This is a genomic window from Trichocoleus sp. DQ-A1, assembly GCF_039961955.1.
Classification (GTDB): domain Bacteria; phylum Cyanobacteriota; class Cyanobacteriia; order Cyanobacteriales; family FACHB-T130; genus FACHB-T130.
On sequence record NZ_JAMPKE010000020.1, the window covers coordinates 64,213 to 81,889 of the forward strand.

Sequence of the window (17,677 nt, forward strand, 5' to 3'; positions counted from 1 at the left end):
AGATTCACAGCTTTTTGCCAGTTTTGTTCAACACCAGCTCCATAGAAGAACTGCCATGCAAGACATGTTTTTTCAACCCGCCAAAAAACTAATTTCGGTTTGCCTAGTTACATTGCTTCTGATTGTCGGCATGATAAGCTCGCCTGAGCAGGCTAGAGCCGATGATTGCAGTGGTTGGATTGTCACTGGTTGCGATCAGAAAGGAGATCGAGGAACAGTATTAGTAAAATCTGAAGGTAAAACCCGCAGTGAAAAAGACCTGACAGACACAAACCTACAGGGTAAAAATTTGACAGAGGCAAATCTTAGCGGAGCGAATCTTACTCAAGCCAAACTTAGTGGAGCTAATCTGAGTGGCGCAGATTTCAGTGGGGCAACTCTAACTGGAGCCAACCTGAAAGGAGTCAACCTTAGCGGCGTAGACTTGAGTGGGATCAAGTTGAGCAAGCAAGACTTAGTAGCTTTAGTCAAGACTAACCTAACTGGGGGTGGCTGGTTCCAAGCTACGCCGATTTTGAGCAAACAGGATTTACTTGAGCTATTAGAACCGGATTTACATCAAGTAGCTTTGACTGGTGATAATCTCAGTGAAGCTAATCTGAACGGAGTAAATTTCAGCAAGGCAAACATGATGGGAGCGAATCTTCAAGGGGCCAAATTAGGTGGGGTGGACTTGACAGGAGCTGACCTAACTGGGGCAAAGATGCCTAATGGTAGAATTTACAAACCTTAGTTATTCAGTAAGTTCAATATTCCTTAATAATTAGCCTTTTTAGCCCTCTGGTCAGTTCATCAGAGGGTTTTTGCTGATATAGCGCTAGAGTTTTACAAAAACTGAATTATCTCAGCTAGGCGCAGATGGAGAAAAATGGAAGCGCGATCGCTCTTTATTTCTCTTCCTTCGCGTCCTTAGCATCTTCAGCATCTTCGCGGTTCAACTTCTTAAATCTTTACTTTTGGCAGATGGGAAAAAGCGCGATCGCTCTCCCACCTTCCACTAAAACGCGAAACCCAGCTAGTTTTGGTAGCTGGGTTAACAAATTTACACTAAAACCCTATCAACCAGGGCGAACATCAAGACAGCCTTCTGCATAATTAACTTCTGGAACTTTACCAGCAATCATGCGCGATACAGTCTCGCCATTCGGAGAGACAAAAACGAGACGGAAGTCTTTGTTAGCAAAGCTGCTTGGTTGAACGACCCAGGCTTTACCTTTTTCGCTGTTGAGAAGACGACTTACCTGAATTTGTCCGGGATAGGCAGACTTAATCGTGCTTTCTGTATCGTCAACTTTGATACCATGAACAGTGGTAATTTTATTGGTTTCAACTTCTACCGTAGCGATACGACCTTGAGTGACCATGAAAGTAACACCCTCAGGCCCATTTGCTGGCTTGTAATAGTCACAGACGCGATTGGGATTTTGCCGGGATGGCACGATTGGAGTCCCAGCAACGCCTGATGCCTCAGCAACAGTCATGTTAATTTTAACTGACCCAAGTCCGTCAATCGATAGCCCCGATTCAGTTGTCAGTTTTTCGGCTTTCTTTAGACAAGTATTCTCGCCACTTTGATCGTTTAAGCATTTGCCGTTTCTATCCAGAATAATAACTGAGTTGACAGTTGGAAATTGCTTAAGGGTGGTATTAATAGAGAATTTTTGACGAGCATCATCTCCAGTACCTCCTGAAATTACCGACTTACAGAATTTCAGTTTAGCAATTCCATTCGTGATGGAAATCGTAAAATCTTTGCCGCAGTTGGAACTGCCCTTGAATTCAATAGGGTCGATTAAACCACGAGCTTTTTCCTGACTTGTAGGCCCTGCGATTAATTGCTCAATGGCAAACTGGGCTGTACTCGGACTGTTTGTTGTTCGCCAAACTGGCTCAACATAAGTGAAATCTTGCCCGCTTTGGGGGTTTTTAGGAAAAAAGACTTTTACCTTTTTTGGAGTTGCTTTCACCGGCTCGAAGCTGCTTTGAACAGCTTGTTTAGTTTGAGCGGTTTTTTCTGAAGAAGATACTTCTAAGCTTGATTGGGGCTGAGTTGGTTCGGTCGAGGGTTTGGTTGATGATTCGGTTACGACTTTGGGTGTTTCTGAGGAGGGTGCGGCATCTGTAACTTGAGTGTCACAAGCACTGATACCCGAAACTATTAATAACAAGCAAAAAGAAAATAAAGCTGATTTACGGATGCGGTGCATTTTGTTTCTGAGATGGATGAATGACTAATTACTTACGTTCTCTACTGTATAAAACCGTCAGCAGAAAACTGATGAGGTGGTGTGTCAATACTTGGAGTGACATTAAGTGGAAACAAGCCCTTGTGAGTTGTTTCCAGAAAAAGCACAGACGTTCTGTCAGAGAAAAAATAGGGTTTGACGGGCTAAGAGAAGTTTTCTGAGTCTCCTGAAGCCTTCTGGCGGTCGCTGGGACAATTAAGAGAGTGACACAGACAGTTGAAGAGAACGTGTAAATCGTTGTTTCAATGAAGACGTAGAGAGACTGCTGAGTCAAACTGAGACAGAAATGCTTCCAAATGCATCTGCTAACGCATACTATTTAGTATGCAAAATCCTCGTCAAATAGCATTTCTGGCACTTCGGGATGTCCACCGTAAAGGCGCTTTTGCTGACGTGGCACTCGACCGACTGCTGCGCCGAGCAGACTTGAGTGCTACCGATCGACGGTTAGTGACAGAGTTAGTTTATGGGAGTGTGAGAAGACAGCGATCGCTCGATGCACTCATCGACCATCTAGGTAAAAAGAAAGCCCACCAACAACCCCTAGACCTCCGCGCAATTCTGCATCTAGGCTTATATCAGCTTCGTTATCAAGACCGAATTCCTGTGTCGGCAGCTGTGAATACTACCGTGCAATTAGCCAAAGACAACGGATTTTCTGGGCTTTCCGGCTTTATCAATGGTCTATTGCGACAGTATATTCGTCTAGCGGAAGGCAAAAAGCAGGACAACCCGGGAGGAGAAGTTCAGAACTTAGAATCTGACCCGCTACATCTGCCAAAAAACCCAGTTGAACGATTAGGCATCTTACACAGCTATCCCGACTGGATTATTGAAGTATGGCTAGAACGTCTGGGTTTAGAAGAAACGGAACAGCTGTGTGAATGGATGAACCAAACCCCAGCAATTGACTTGCGGGTCAATCTCCTTCGCGCTGAGATAGAGAAAGTTGAGGCAGCACTGCAAGCTGCGGATATCTCAGTGAGTCGCGTGCCCCATCTACCGCAAGCTTTGAGGCTAACTGGTGGCACAGGTGCAATTCAAAATTTACCTGGTTTTAGCGAAGGTTGGTGGACGGTACAAGATAGTAGTGCCCAGCTAGTCAGTTATCTGCTAGATCCCCAACCGGGCGAAGTAGTCATTGATGCCTGTGCAGCACCGGGGGGAAAAACAACGCACATCGCAGAATTGATGGAAGATCGGGGAACTGTTTGGGCGTGTGACAAGACTGCTTCCCGTCTCCGGAAACTGCAAGAAAATGCCAAAAGGTTAAGTTTGCACTCGATTCAAATTCAGGAGGGGGACAGCCGCAACCTACCCCAGTTTATCAATCAAGCTGATAGGGTATTACTCGATGCCCCCTGCTCTGGACTGGGGACGCTGCATCGTCATGCTGACGCCCGTTGGCGGCAAACTCTACAGACAGTTCAGGAACTTTCAATTCTGCAAGGCGAACTATTAGATCGAGTGGCTACCTGGGTTAAACCGAATGGCATTCTGGTTTATGCAACTTGTACCTTGCATCCATTAGAGAATGAAGGTGTTGTTCGCGCCTTTTTAGAGCGTTACCCCCAGTGGCAGATTTTGCCCCCCAACCCCAATTCACCAGCGGCAGCTTATACTACCCCTGCTGGATGGATCGAAGTCTGGCCCCACCGGCATCAAATGGATGGATTCTTTATGGTGCGGCTACAGAAGAAAAATAGCTAAACCTCTATGGTAGTTGTGGTTGCAGAAATCTGTTGATGGATTAATCTGTTAGGGGAAATAAGGGAAAAGCCAATGGTAGCCAATTCTAGTGTTAAACAGCTTGTTAAAATTCTCATCGGCGCAGCTTGGATTGATGGCAAAATTCAGTCAGAGGAACGGCAATATCTTCAGCGAGTGGCGAAGGAAAAGGGCATTGCTGACGATCCAGAGATTCAGCCTTTGTTGTATGAACTCGTCGCTGTAAGCCCAAGCGAGGTCTACAATTGGGTGCAAGATTATTTAGGCGATCGCCCCAGCACCGACGATTACCAGCGCCTCATCGAAGCCCTCAGCGCTTTAATTTATAGCGATGGCGAGGTAGCGATTGAGGAAGCTAAACTCCTAACTCGATTACAGCTTCTAGATCCCAACAGTGCCTCTCAGAAGTCAGCCCCTAGTCCTGTCCTCAAAGCGATTCAAAAACTCTACCGTCGGTGGGTTGACCATCAGAACTAGCTTTAAGACTAATAGATAAAGACCCGAATTTTGACATCATCATTCCACAAGTTAGGGCACGCTACACATAGCGTGCCTTTTTTTTGCATTCCCAATCTATATTGTGATCGGCTTCTAGAGGCTCCGGAAGCCAATTTTTTCTACAACAAGCAACTATTTTTGCAAAATATGCGTCTTTCCTTCTTAGGCAGTCCAGAACTTTCCGCTGAAACTGTCTATATCTCTATAATCTGTCACGGCAGTAAATAAATTTGTTGAGATTGAAATTTCTAGGAACCTATCAGGTAATCTTAGGTCTAAATAATCAAAGGAATGCGAAAAGTGGAGAAGTTCTCAATGTCTAACTTAAAGCGCTTGAAATCTGGAACAGCTTTACTACTAATGCTGGGAATGTCGGCAGGTTCGATGGCTCCCCTAGTAGAAACAATTATGTCACCGGCACCAGCTGTTGCTCAAGCTATCAATTTTAGTGATGTATCCTCAAGCTACTGGGCTGCTAGTTTTATTCAAGAACTGGCACAACGTGATGTAATTGCCGGGTTCCCCGATGGTACGTTTCGACCCAACGATCCGGTGACTCGTGCCCAATTCGCGGCGATGGTTCGTAAGGCCTTCAACAAGAATAAAATCCGCAATGCTGTTAATTTTGTGGATCTTTCATCGACCTACTGGGCATACTCGGCTATCCGTGAAGCTTACGAAATGGGATTTTTGTCGGGTTATCCCGGTAACGTCTTTAGACCTACACAAAATATTCCCCGCGAACAAGTTCTAGTTTCCTTGGCGAATGGCTTGAATTACACTGCCAGCAATCCCGTATCGGCTGATTTGCAAGTGTATAACGATGCTTCTTCCATCTCTACCTATGCTCGCAGTAGCATTGCTGCGGCAACAGAAAAGAGCATTGTGGTGAACTATCCGACTCTCCAGACGCTGAATCCAACTCGGAATGCCACCAGAGCGGAGGTAGCAGCTTTCATCTATCAGGCATTGGTGAGTTCTGGACAAGTAGCGGCAATTAACTCGCCCTATATTGTCTCTCTCAACGACACACCGCCAGAGGACACGACAGTCGCGATTCCGGCTGGAACCACTATTCCAGTTAGGTACGAGAAAGAAAAAATTCTGGTTACAAAGGACGAAAGGGCACCGCTGACGCTAACGGTAGCAGCAAATATCACCACATCTGATGGAACGGTGCTAATCCCCTCTGGAAGCCAAGTGGTCGGTGAATTGCAACCGGCTCAGGGAGGCTCTCAGTTTGTGGCGAAGGAACTGGTTTTCACGAACGGTCAACGGGTGGCTATCGATGCTACTTCTCAAACCATTACCAAAACCGAATCCGTTACTAAAGGTACTAGCGTTGGTGGTATCCTCAAGAATGCCGCATTAGGTGCTGCTGCTGCTGCTGCGGTTTCTGCTGTGACGGGTGACAAAGCGATCGCTACCGAGGAAGTCTTGGGTGGTCTGGGAATTGGTGGACTCATTGGACTGTTCCTCGGTCGGGATAGAGTCGATCTGATTGCGATTGACCCGGATACGGATCTGAATCTGCGGTTAAATGATGAGTTAGTGCTAGAGCAGTAATATTTGCAGAATGAAGCGTGCAATTCTATTTGACTAGCGATCGCTTCATTCCTAAGCAGATAGGCACAAAGAAATAAGCATTTTCTAAACCCGGTTTCTAGAAGGAACCGGGTTTTTAATTCTAAATGGCGTCTTATCGCAATCCTATTTGAGTTGTGAGATGCCAGCAGTTCAGATGCCCGACTTCTCCAAGAAGTCGGGCATCTCGTCTTCACAAATCATTGATGAGTGCTATACCATGCAGACCCATCGCCCCAGATAAGTAATCGTATTACCAATTACCAGCTCAAATACAAATAAATGGAAGAGCAACTTATCAAACTTCATCCTCGCCCTTTAAGGCTTCAGTTGGTAACCAGACAATAAAGGTCGTTCCGGGTCCTTGAGTGTGGGGAATACTCCGCTCGAGCCAGTTGCGTTCGGCGGGGCTAATGACTTCAATTTCGCCCTGCATTTGTTCTACTAAATCTCTCGCGATCGCTAAACCCAATCCACTCCCCGGAATCTCAGTTTCTGCCTGGACGCCTCGGTAATGTCGCTCAAACAAATGCTCTTTATCTTGCACGGGAATGCCAGGGCCAGTATCGCTAATTGCGATCGCCTGAAAATCTCCTTGAGAAGTATGTCGTTGATTTCCTGCCTGAATGTAAACTTGCCCACCCGCCGGGGTATATTTCAAAGCATTGTCAATCAGATTGCTTAGCACTTCGCGCAGCACTTTGGCATTGGCTTGTACTGGCGGCAAATTCGGAGGAATTTCTGCTAATAAAGCCAGATTTTTTTCTTGGGCGATCGCGCTGGATGTCACCACTAGCGGTTCCAAAACTTTCGCCACCGAGCAGGATTCCAATGCCAGCGCTCTCGTCGGAATTGTTTGAGGCTCCAATCCCAAGGGAGAGTAGAGATTTCCTAAATCTTCACCTTTTCGGGGAAGCGGACAGGACGGGGCAATCGGCACCGGAACTGCATCGTAAGAACGATCCGCGATTTGCCCGTACAAAGGCACTAACTCTCCTTCGTCCATATCTACTGCCCGATCGAACTGTAGAAGCAACTCTTGCAAGCGATCGCTTTCACGCACGATGCTGTTAGCAACTTCGCGGTTCGCATCTCCGGGTACCAATCGTCTGAGGAGCAACTTGCCAAACGTCCGTAAGGCGGTCATGGGATTGCGAAACTGATGTATCAGATCGTCCATGAGATCGCGCTGTTGAGCCTGAAGATGACGTTGCTGACTCAGTTGTTGCTCAAACCATTGGGAACGCCGATCCAGAATACAAGCGCTCGCCAGTGTATCGGCAATCCGTTCAATCGCGGTTCGTTCCCGCTGGTTCCAAGGTCTATCTTCACGAGCTGTCACCAGCAACCCCATCACCACACCTTCATGCAACAAAGGCACCACAATTTGGCGCGAGGAGCTACTCAGGTCAGCATCGGCGAAGAGCGATCGCTGGAGGGGCGATGTCCCCGTCTTTGCCTGCAATTCATCAATCGTTTCTTCTTTCCCGACTTCAGCCGCCGATTCCGTTGAACCCGTCTCAGAAACCGCATCGGACTCCTGAGGAACCGGAGATGCCGCTGACAATAACCGAGGAATGGATGCCAACGGTCGATCGGAAAATCCCAAAGCCGAAATCTCATCCGTTTCCCATTCCACCGCTGTCTGTGGGTAAGCAACAACCGGCCTTAGCTTAGTTGGGACGCCCTCTACCAGTTCTTCCGTTAAATACACAACACTCAAGGCAGCTTCCAGTCCTTGAGTTAATAGTGCTACTTGTGATTGGCACAAAGTTATGAATTCTGAACTGGTAGACATAGACACATTCGCTTATACTTGGGTACTTGACAGCGAGGAAAATTGCATTCATCGGCTCGGGTTTTCTTCCGTCGATCCTGACACGCAATTGCGCTGAAGCGGCAAAGGTCGTGCAAAAACCTCATTTTTGTTTCTTTTTATTACAAAAATTTTAGCGAGCTTTCATGATAGTTTGGTTAGGAAATTGCTTCCAAACTGGCTAAATTTTGTCAAGGTCGAATAAATATAGCCCTTTATACGCTATATCTAGGCTCTAGTTTGGACAAGCTTGCATATATAGCGTCTATTGCCCGTTCTGCTGCTGTCGATTTTAATTTCTGAGGGCTGTAATGTTTGTATCAATCGGTAAAAAGCGGTTGATATTTTGAACTCAAACCGATATACTTGCGACGGTTTTTGTATCTATCATTACAACTGTCAGAATTAAAGGGGAGGTAAGGAGGTTGGCTAGAAGACGCAAGCGGAAAAGTCGCCGTCGCCAGGAAGGACGTAGAATTTTAGAGCATGTCCCTCAGTATAGTATTGAAAGTGGCGAAGATAAACCAGTCACCGCCGCGCGAAAGTTTATTCAAACCGAAGGAATCCTTCCGCCTGCTTTGCTGCTCGTGAAGCGGAACGAACACACCACAGATCGGTACTTTTGGGCGGAAAAGGGGCTATTTGGTGCCCAATATGTTGAAGAAAATCATTTTCTGTTTCCTAGCCTTAGGATAATCGACAATCCTGTGGAAAAGCCTACCCTCGCCGCTGTTCGTAGCAGCTGAAGTTTTAGGCATTAAACGTGAAAACTCGGTTATAGGGGCGGTTTGCGAACCGCCCCTATTGTTTTATAGGAGGAATTTTGAATTTTTCCTTCTAATTAACCTGAGTTCGGGTTAAGCAGCTTGAGGCAAAGTGAAATCCAGATTGAGTGAAGGCTTCTTTGGCTGATGACAATAAGCAATCAATCCGCAGAGGATATTCACCATAAAGTTGACCGGGCTGCGATGCCTGGAATGTTCAATCTGAGAAATATTCTTCAGTTGGTCAATGATAGTTTCAATAATCGACCGTTTGCGGGAGAGTAACTTGTCACTTAAGCGCATCAAGCGGTTCTTCATGTTGCGTTTAGGCTTGGCAAAGAATTCAATGCCATAGGCTTGAAAAAGTGTTTGAGCTAGGGCATGAGAGACATAGCCTCGGTCTGCAAAAACTTTGCCAAAGAGGCCTTTAAGCAGCTCTGGAACAGGCTTACGGTCATCAATATTGCCAGGGGTGAGGGTGAAGTTGAGCAGCTCTCCACACTCATTGACTACCAGATGCAGCTTGAAGCCAAAGAACCAATCGACTGAGGTTTTGCCTCTTGCTGCCAGATTGGAAAATACTCGATGTCGTGGGATACGACGATTGTGGCAAACCTTGAGGCTAGTGGCATCGATGAAGCTGATGCCAGTACACTCCCCAAAACAGTGCTTGAGGTAAATGCACAATGGCAGTAGGGCCGAAGGCATCCATTCCACAAATCGGTTATAGCTCACCAATGACGGGAAAGCGTCTTTCCAGTACATACTGACGTGCTGGAGGTAGTAAGCCTTGAAGTTGCGGTAGTGCTGTTGGTGAAAAGCGACTAAGATGGTCATGATTTCACTTAGACTCAAGGCGCGAGAGCGCACTCGTTGCTGAACCCCCTGCCCTAGTAGAGAAGCTCGCCACTGGGGTTCAAAGTGTTGGCAGAAATCATCGATATTGCAGAAAAGTTCTTCTAGACTAATCATGGGAGAGGCTTGCTGAATGATGGTTTTGACAACTTTTAGCTTACACAGCCCCTCCCTTTCTTATCCCGAACTCAGGTTAATTAAAATTCTTTTGGATTCACAAACTGACCAGGTTTTGGAATTTTTTAAGATTTTTAGCCAGAGAGTTGTCATTCGCAAGGCTTTAATTGCAGTTCCTGTTGCAATTGAGCCAATTCATCACGATGGGCGATGACAGTTATTAAACTTCTGGTCTCTTTTTCGACACCTGCAAATGTTTCCACCTTCAGGGAAACTTGTTCGCTGCGTCCAGCTTTTTTCCAGTAAAAAACGCCAGCGGCTGGTGAAAGGAGAACCAAACCTAGAAAGATTTTAGCGAATTGGGGAAATAAAATTGCTAAAATCAACGCCAAACAAAGAAAGCCACAAAAAGCTAATAAGCTCAGAAAAATTGCCAAAAACCAGCTGGGGCGGACAAAGCCTTGGAATGTAACTTGATTTTGCTTTGCATCCACCGCCGCAATCCGGTAAGCACGCCGATCGAAATATTGTTGCAATTGAATTAAAATTGATTCTTCTGGTTGCTCCGCAATCAGTTTCACTTGTTGCGTTCGATCCTTAGCGGAGGCTCGAATAAAGAAAAATAGACCGACTGCTAACAACAGTGTTAGCAGAAATGTTGAAAAGAGAATTGTCGTATTCACGAATTTCTAGATAGGACAATGGAAAATAGGCTCTTGTCCAAGAGATACAAGATCGCCTATAACCTATAGCCTATCGCAAGAGAGCTTCTTTGGGATTGGCTCAGATGGCTTGAGATTCTCTCATTGTGTATTCATCCCAAAGGCGAGCCAGGTCATGAGCCTGTTCCAGACACTCTGGGCGAATTTGATACATTCGACGAGGTCTTCCTCTGCCTTCCACTTTTTTCCAATACCCTGTGATAGCGGCTTGGTCTTCCAGAAATTTTAAGGCGCTGTATAAAACGGTATCAGAAAGCCGATAGGTAGGATATTCACTCTCTAGTCGCCCGATGAGTTCTGTTCCATAGGATTCTCCGCTCATCAAAACTGAAAGGACATAACACACCGCTAGTTCCTTGTTGAGATAAGTGGGAGGAGGGTCTTGAAAAAACTGATAAATATCCTCAAATTTCATCTGCATAATTCACTGAACTCCCAGCCAAATAAATTGGATTAGGATCGGTTTGCCCAATCTAACGATGCCTTTATCAATCAGAAAACACACCCCAAACAAGGCTGCTATCACTGGTGTATTAAGACCGCGAACGATCAAAAGCAGCGCGTGATGTCAGCTGGCAAAATGACAGAACGATACCATCAATTTTAGACACTCAATTCTGGGTTGGCCTGCCAGACTTCACGGATGATTTTGCCATCCTTATCAAATTGCACCTGGTAGGAAAGCGACAAAACAACAGGGGTTCCGTGCTTGGACTTGGCATAGATCGTGATGACTGCTTCGACAGCGCGATCGCGTTGCTGTTGTTTAACAACCTGGAAATCTTGGATTTTGTACTTTGAGAAGAATTCTTCCCAGGCTGGGTAGATGGATTTCCCCTGATAGACTTCGTCCAGAACACCATAGGAGCGCATTAAAATGGCATTGTCACTGTATTGCGTGACTGTTCGCTCCGGGTTTTCCGTAGCGATCGCTGCCCAATGTTTTTGCGCTACCGAAAGCGGTTTCGGTATCACCGTCCTTTGATAGGCTGCCAAACTACCTACCAAAGCAACTGCATAAGCGACGGAGAGTAAATGCTTCCTGAGATTTGGTTGCAGGAATTTCATCATGCTGCTTCCACTTCGAGAGGGCTGCTCTGGAAATGGCAGGCCGTCATCAAAGCCAAGTAAATTAGAAGCCTGCTCTCGAAAGAAAGACGGCTCCATTGGGTTAAAAGTTCTCCAGAGGTTAAACATCTTTGAATTTTGCTGCCCCATTGCCTCAAACTGGTGGTTAGGAAGATTACCGTATAAATTTGGGATTGCATTACTTGTTCAACAAAACGCTCTGTTTATAGATAAATCCGGAATTAAACCGATTTAAAATCAATTTATGCGAGAACAGTTCGATTCATCTCCCGTTCCTTCAGCTCTACAGCGAATCGCTGGCTCTTTTCGGATCGCTGGCTGGGCTGGCTTCTGGGTTCAGTTAGTCCTAGCCGTTGTTTCGAGCATAATTTTCTTGTTTGCCATCCCCGCCGCCCAGCCGCGTGCCAGTGGCGCTGCCGCTGCTAGCCCAGGGACAGGTGGCAGTATCTTTTTTGCAGTTTGCGGTCTTTTAGTGCTGTATTTCAGTGTTTATCAAGCTTGGCGTTACACCCGTTTGGGCATACAGCTAAAAGATCCTAATCCCAACCTCCGCCCGAAAAAGGCAGATACGATTAAAGTTTTAAGGTTTGGATTACTCGTTAGTTTAGGGGGCTTATTATTGGCAGTTCTGGGCGCAGAAGCGATTACCGGCACTCTGCTGGCAAAGTCGCTGGCTCAGGCTCAAGGTGGGGTAGCCATCTACGATCCCCAATTTATTAATCGGTTGATTCAACCTTTAGATATTTTTGTGGTGCTGGCGAATACACATACAATTACCGCTCATTTTGCCGGGATTGTTGTTTCCTTGTGGTTGTATAGTCGCATCAACCGACAGTAATGGAGGCAAAGGGTCGAATTGCGGCATCAGCAAGTAAAGAAGGCTGAGAGCGCATACAGACTCTCGGCTGTATCATCGCGATCGCGCGATCGCAGTGTATCCTGATTAATTGGCAAAAAAAGCTGGAAAAAATCTGTGCTAGACCTCAAGCAGATACGGGAAAATTCAGAAGGTGTACAAGAGCGCCTGAATCGTCGCGGGAGCGGGCAATATGACATACAGCCGATTTTGCAGCGCGACCAGCAGCAACGAGAACTAGAAGCAAAGCGAAGTCAGCTCCAAGCTCGTGGGAACGAAATCGGCAAATTAGTTGGTCAAAAAATTAAATCGGGTAGCGATCCCAACGGCTCAGAAATCCAAGCATTGCGGGAAGAAGGCAACCAAATCAAAAACCAGATTGCCGAACTTGAACCCCAGGAAAGAACCCTGAAAGCCGAGTTAGAAGCGCTCTTGTTATCGTTTCCTAACTTACCCAGTGAGTCCACACCGATTGGTAAAACTGAAGAAGAGAATGTAGAAGTCCGCCGTTGGGGGGATGAATACTTACCTAAAAATTCCGAAGTTCTTCCCCACTGGGAAATCGGCGAACAACTAGGAATTCTCAACTTTGAGCGCTCTGCGAAAGTTGCACAAAGTCGTTTTGTCACACTAATTGGTGCTGGTGCTGCCTTAGAAAGAGCTTTAATTAGCTTCATGCTCGACCGGCAAATCGCGGCTGGATATGTAGAAGTCATTCCCCCCTTTCTGATCAACAGCGAATCGCTTACCGCCACAAGTCAGCTGCCCAAATTTGCCGACGAAAGCTTTAAATGCGCTCAAGATGACTTGTGGCTAGCTCCCACTGCTGAAGTGCCGGTGACGAATCTCTATCGAGACGAAATCTTAGAGGCGTCGCAGCTGCCTATCTATCACTGTGCCTATACTCCCTGTTTTCGCCGGGAAGCAGGTAGCTACGGACGAGACACGCGGGGGCTAATTCGACTGCACCAGTTTAATAAAGTCGAGTTGGTAAAACTTGTCCATCCCAATAACTCAGCCGCAGAACATGAATCGTTGGTACAAAATGCCGAGGCAATTTTGCAGGCATTGAAGCTGCCTTATCGCGTCCTTGAGTTATGCACTGGGGATTTAGGGTTTGGGGCAGCAAAGTGCTATGACCTAGAGGTATGGCTGCCGTCTGCTAAGAAATACCGCGAGATTTCTAGCTGCTCTAACTTCATGGATTTTCAGGCTCGACGCGGCAGCATTCGTTTCAAAGAAGCTGGAAAAAAAGGAACCCAGTTTGTCCACACGTTGAATGGTTCCGGATTAGCAATCGGGCGCACAATGGCAGCGATTCTGGAGAACTATCAACAACCAGATGGCACCATCAAGATACCCGAAGCGCTGCAACCTTACCTAGGACGAGAAGTGCTAGGGCAAAAATGAAGGATGTTCGGCTTTGCCCTTCCCGAAGGGTTGGCATGAAAGACGAGAGATCAATCTTTCTAAATTCGCGGCCTAAATTCGCAGCTCTGGGCGGGAAAACCCCGCCCCAGCTCTCAGCGCACCCGACTCACAGTGCAACGATCAAAGAGAATCAGATGCGTTGCGTTCAACTGCTGACTCTGGAGAAATCGCCAGGTTCGGCGAAACTGGCAGTGCTTGAGTTGTTACTGTATGAACCGCATTATTACCGTAGGATGCGCCACCTACATTCCCTTTGAGCTGCTGCATTAAGCTTGCCATCTCTAGGGCATTCATCGCATATTCCCAGCCGTGGTTACTTTTGATGCCAGCTCTTTCCAAGGCTTGTTGCATTGTATCTACCGTAAGAATGCCAAAAATTATCGGCACACCCGTTTGAAACCCAGCATTGGCAATCCCCTTGGAGACTTCCGAGGAGACATAATCAAAATGGGGAGTTTGACCCCGAATGACTGCACCCAGGCAAATTACAGCATCATATCGGCGCGTGAGTGCCAACTGGTGAGCCACCAAAGGCACCTCAAAACTCCCAGGAACCCAAGCATAGTCCACTTGAGTGCCTTGAGGATTGACATCGATGCCGTGGCGTTTCAGACAATCTTGACACCCCTCCAATAGTTTAGTCGTCACCAAATCGTTGAAGCGACCGATGACGATCGCAAACCGTAGGGGTTGAGTCTGAGTAAACGTTCCCTCGAAAACTGCCATGATTTTAGATATAAGAAGCTTTTTGTCAGTTGTTTTGAGTCATCAGTCATTTGTCTTTAGTCCTGAGTCGGGTGCAGTGGACTGATGACCATCGAACCCTGACCGATGACTGACTCTGACTATCCTTAAACTACCAAATAGCTTAGGGCACCTGTCAGAAATACCAGAGCAATCCAAACTCCAGATCCTAAAAGAAGGAGGCGCTTAGACTGATCCCAGTTCTGAGGAGTGGCATAGGCAACTGGAACCCCAATGACCATGACGAATGATAAAAAGACTAAAGCACCTAGTACCAACTGAAATAAAATTGTCATTTTCTCTTCTCCCAAGACAGCAATGGGCTGGATAGAAATAGTTCAGCCGCAATTCTATACAGTAGTACCGTATCAAAAATCGACACTCATTGGTCATTCGTCATGGGTCATTGGTTATGGGTCATGGGCAAAGGACTAATGACTAAGGACTCATGATGATGAATGTGATTTTGTGCCATACAACAGCAGACTTTGACACCTTGGGAGCGGCGGTGGGGCTAACCCGTCTCCAGCCAGGATCTAGGGTTGTGCTGACCGGCGGTTGCCATCCAGCAGTGCGGGATTTTTTGGCGTTGCACCGAGATGAGTATGCGCTGATTGAGCGTCGCGCTGTGAACCCAGAGCAGATTCGGTCGATTGCCGTTGTGGATACTCAAAAACGCGATCGCGTGGGAAAGGCGTCTGAATGGCTGGATTTACCGGATTTATGGGAAGTTGTCGTCTACGACCATCACCCAGATGGGGACGGAGATATCCCCGCTACCCGCACCCAAGTTGAGCCTGTCGGTGCAACCACTACTCTGATTGCCGAGCAACTCCAGCAAGAAGGCATCCAGTTGACACCTTCTGAGGCAACCGTGATGGCGTTGGGAATCCATGTGGATACAGGATCGTTAACTTATGAAGGGGCGACGGCAAGAGATGCGATCGCGTTGGCTTGGTTAATGGAACAGGGGGCAAGCTTGCGCTTAATTGCCGATTATGTTGAGCCGGGTTTATCGCCTCAATTGCAGGAACTGTTGACGGAAGCCCTGGACAACTTGCAAAGAGCGACAACGTGCGGCTATACCGTTTCTTGGGTGCTGCTCAAAACCTCTGACTACGTTCCCGGCTTGTCAACGCTTGCGACTCGACTTCTGGATCTGGGCGAAAGCGATGCTTTGCTACTCGCTACGGCGTATCCAGTGGGGGATGGAGGTGAAGAGCGATTTACGGTCATTGGGCGATCGCGTATTGAAGGCACCAATCTCAATGAATTATTTCAACCGCTGGGTGGCGGGGGGCATTCCCAGGCGGCGTCGGTGACACTTCGCGGCGTCGATTCCCAGGCAACCCTGGAGCAGCTCGTCAGTCAGCTAAAACATCAAATTCCCCAGCCGCTGACAGCTCGGGAATTGATGTCATCGCCAGTGCGAACAATTCGCCCGGACACGACCATTGAGCAAGCCCAGAGAATTTTATTACGTTATGGGCATTCTGGTCTTTCGGTCGTGAATTCCGAAGACCAACTGGTGGGGATTGTTTCCCGGCGGGATATCGATCTGGCATTGCATCATGGCTTTAGTCATGCGCCGGTAAAAGGCTACATGGCTAACAATCTGAAGACGATTACCCCGGATACGTCCTTGCCAGAGATTGAATCGATTATGGTGACTTACGATATCGGGCGGTTGCCAGTATTGCAAGATGGGCAACTTGTCGGAATGGTGACGCGCACCGATGTCTTACGGCAGTTGCATCAGGGAAGAGGGAATGGAGGATATGTTACAGATGACGAGAGAAAAAATCCCCTTCCCAATTCCCGATTATCAATTCCGAATACTCATCAACCCCTGACCGATATTTTGCGCGATCGCCTTGCTCCTCCCTTGTGGGAATTTCTCACCAGAGCCTCCCAGCAGGCAGAACAACGCGGCTGGCATCTCTATCTGGTTGGCGGAGGGGTACGGGATTTACTGCTCGCCAATCCCCATGAAACCTTGATGCTTTCAGATATTGACTTGGTAGTAGATGGCTTTCACCGTTCGGCGGATGTCGGTGCTGGAGTAGAACTGGCGAAAGCACTTCAACAAACCTATCCAAATGCCCGTCTAGAAGTCCACGGTCAATTTCAAACAGCCGCGCTACTGTGGCACAATGACCCAGTTTTAGACTCTCTTTGGGTAGATATTGCGACAGCTCGAACCGAGTTTTACCCTTACCCAGCGGCGAACCCAGAAGTTGAAGCAAGTTCAATTCGCCAAGATTTATATCGGCGAGATTTCACTATTAACGCCTTGGCGATGCGACTGACGCCACCCCGCGCGGGTGAATTATTAGATTTCTTTGGCGGAATGCTAGATTTGCGATCGCGCCAAATCCGCGTCCTCCATGCCAATAGCTTTATCGAAGATCCGACGCGCATTTATCGCGCCGTGCGGTTTGCAGTGCGCCTGGGATTTCAGATTGAGCCACAGACGGAAGGATATATCCGCTATGCGCTAGAGAGTGGAATTTACGAGCGATCGCTCTCTGAAAATAGCAAAGCTCCGGCGCTGCAAACACGGCTGAAAGCAGAACTCAAATATATCCTACAAGCGCCCTACTGGAAACCCGCGTTGCAGTTACTTGCCGATCTGGGGGCGTTGCGGTGCCTCCATCCCACGCTAGAGTTAGATGAGCCATTATGGAAGCAGGTGCGTTTACTAGATCGGTGTCTGCGCCGATTTGATCCCCAGAAAACCCTCGATCATTGGCAGATGCGTCTAGAAATTTTAATTGCCTACCTCGCTGGCGAATATCGCGCGAAAGTGGCAATCAATCTTCAATTACCGACAGATAGTATCGAACGATTAGAGCAACTCGATCGGGATCGAGCGGATGTGGTGAAATTTTTGCCCGAATGTCACCGACCGAGTCAAATTGTCGTGTTGCTGAGACGGTACGAATTGCCTACGTTGATTTTGATTGCTGTCAAAAATTCGCGTCTGATTCGGCGGCTAATTTGGCGATATCTCACTATCTGGGCGAATATTCAACCGATATTAAACGGCAATGATTTGAAAGCCCTCGGCTACAAACCGGGGCGTGAATTTAAACCCATGTTAGATCGTCTGTTGGCAGCAACGCTGGATGGAGAAATCCGCGATCGCGCTGATGCTGAAAAATTTTTGGCAGAGTATTATCCACTTTGAAGCGGCTAAGAGTCAAATCCAGGAGCGGAAACACCCG

15 protein-coding genes and 1 pseudogene are annotated in these 17,677 nt (G+C 47.3%); 8 read left to right on the forward strand and 8 right to left on the reverse strand.

All coding sequences use genetic code 11. The features are described from left to right. Positions 1-55: 55 nt before the first annotated feature. Positions 56-733, forward strand: a complete 678-nt coding sequence (locus NDI33_RS18415) for a pentapeptide repeat-containing protein (RefSeq protein ID WP_190676434.1) — start codon at positions 56-58, stop codon at positions 731-733. A 325-nt stretch (positions 734-1,058) separates the two neighbouring features. Here the strand turns inward: NDI33_RS18415 and NDI33_RS18420 are convergent, their stop codons facing one another. Beyond that, entirely contained in the window at positions 1,059-2,207 is a 1,149-nt protein-coding gene (locus NDI33_RS18420) for a GerMN domain-containing protein (RefSeq protein ID WP_190433362.1), read from the reverse strand. Between the two features lie 363 nt (positions 2,208-2,570). On the opposite strand from NDI33_RS18420, the gene NDI33_RS18425 reads away from it, so the two are divergent. The 3 genes from NDI33_RS18425 to NDI33_RS18435 all read left to right on the forward strand — a co-directional run bounded on the left by NDI33_RS18425 (position 2,571) and on the right by NDI33_RS18435 (position 6,038). Further along, entirely contained in the window at positions 2,571-3,956 is a 1,386-nt protein-coding gene (locus NDI33_RS18425; protein WP_190676436.1) for a 16S rRNA (cytosine(967)-C(5))-methyltransferase, read from the forward strand. A 72-nt stretch (positions 3,957-4,028) separates the two neighbouring features. Beyond that, complete coding sequence (locus NDI33_RS18430) at positions 4,029-4,451, forward strand: TerB family tellurite resistance protein (protein WP_190414416.1); 423 nt, start codon at positions 4,029-4,031, stop codon at positions 4,449-4,451. Positions 4,452-4,787: 336 nt separating this feature from the next. Further along, a complete protein-coding gene (locus NDI33_RS18435; RefSeq protein ID WP_190414415.1) occupies positions 4,788-6,038 on the forward strand; it encodes an S-layer homology domain-containing protein in 1,251 nt (416 codons plus the stop codon). Positions 6,039-6,354: 316 nt separating this feature from the next. On the opposite strand, the gene NDI33_RS18440 is transcribed toward NDI33_RS18435, so the two are convergent. Next, positions 6,355-7,854 carry a GAF domain-containing sensor histidine kinase gene (locus NDI33_RS18440; RefSeq protein WP_190676438.1) on the reverse strand — a complete coding sequence of 500 codons (1,500 nt, stop codon included), beginning with the start codon at positions 7,852-7,854 and terminating at the stop codon, positions 6,355-6,357. A 443-nt stretch (positions 7,855-8,297) separates the two neighbouring features. Here NDI33_RS18440 and NDI33_RS18445 point away from each other — a divergent pair, with 443 nt between their 5' ends. Continuing rightward, positions 8,298-8,618: a DUF3155 domain-containing protein gene (locus NDI33_RS18445; RefSeq protein WP_190414413.1), complete on the forward strand. Its 321-nt coding sequence runs from the start codon at positions 8,298-8,300 to the stop codon at positions 8,616-8,618. A gap of 111 nt (positions 8,619-8,729) precedes the next feature. On the opposite strand, the gene NDI33_RS18450 is transcribed toward NDI33_RS18445, so the two are convergent. The 4 genes from NDI33_RS18450 to NDI33_RS18465 all read right to left on the reverse strand — a co-directional run bounded on the left by NDI33_RS18450 (position 8,730) and on the right by NDI33_RS18465 (position 11,527). Then, positions 8,730-9,608, reverse strand: coding sequence for an IS982 family transposase (locus NDI33_RS18450; protein WP_190676440.1), 879 nt, complete (start codon positions 9,606-9,608; stop codon positions 8,730-8,732). A 149-nt stretch (positions 9,609-9,757) separates the two neighbouring features. Further along, on the reverse strand, positions 9,758-10,291 hold the full coding sequence (locus NDI33_RS18455) for a cofactor assembly of complex C subunit B (RefSeq protein ID WP_190676442.1): 534 nt from the start codon (positions 10,289-10,291) through the stop codon (positions 9,758-9,760). A 100-nt stretch (positions 10,292-10,391) separates the two neighbouring features. Continuing rightward, positions 10,392-10,745 (reverse strand): PadR family transcriptional regulator, encoded by a 354-nt coding sequence (locus NDI33_RS18460; RefSeq protein WP_190414485.1) that lies wholly within the window; start codon positions 10,743-10,745, stop codon positions 10,392-10,394. Positions 10,746-10,933: 188 nt separating this feature from the next. Continuing rightward, a complete protein-coding gene (locus NDI33_RS18465) occupies positions 10,934-11,527 on the reverse strand; it encodes a hypothetical protein (protein ID WP_242028912.1) in 594 nt (197 codons plus the stop codon). 136 nt (positions 11,528-11,663) lie between these two features. Between NDI33_RS18465 and NDI33_RS18470 the strand changes: the two genes are divergently transcribed. Together NDI33_RS18470 and serS are read left to right on the forward strand one after the other, a co-directional pair. Beyond that, complete coding sequence (locus tag NDI33_RS18470) at positions 11,664-12,257, forward strand: DUF3611 family protein (RefSeq protein ID WP_190427300.1); 594 nt, start codon at positions 11,664-11,666, stop codon at positions 12,255-12,257. A 135-nt stretch (positions 12,258-12,392) separates the two neighbouring features. Further along, positions 12,393-13,685: a serine--tRNA ligase gene (serS, locus tag NDI33_RS18475; RefSeq protein WP_190676444.1), complete on the forward strand. Its 1,293-nt coding sequence runs from the start codon at positions 12,393-12,395 to the stop codon at positions 13,683-13,685. A 264-nt stretch (positions 13,686-13,949) separates the two neighbouring features. Here serS and ribH read toward each other — a convergent pair. Together ribH and psbZ are read right to left on the reverse strand one after the other, a co-directional pair. Then, positions 13,950-14,432: pseudogene (gene ribH / locus NDI33_RS18480) on the reverse strand (6,7-dimethyl-8-ribityllumazine synthase); the annotation flags it as partial. Between the two features lie 125 nt (positions 14,433-14,557). Beyond that, positions 14,558-14,746, reverse strand: coding sequence for a photosystem II reaction center protein PsbZ (gene psbZ / locus NDI33_RS18485; RefSeq protein WP_190414408.1), 189 nt, complete (start codon positions 14,744-14,746; stop codon positions 14,558-14,560). 158 nt (positions 14,747-14,904) lie between these two features. On the opposite strand from psbZ, the gene NDI33_RS18490 reads away from it, so the two are divergent. Then, positions 14,905-17,640 (forward strand): CBS domain-containing protein, encoded by a 2,736-nt coding sequence (locus NDI33_RS18490; RefSeq protein ID WP_190676480.1) that lies wholly within the window; start codon positions 14,905-14,907, stop codon positions 17,638-17,640. Positions 17,641-17,677 lie beyond the last annotated feature (37 nt).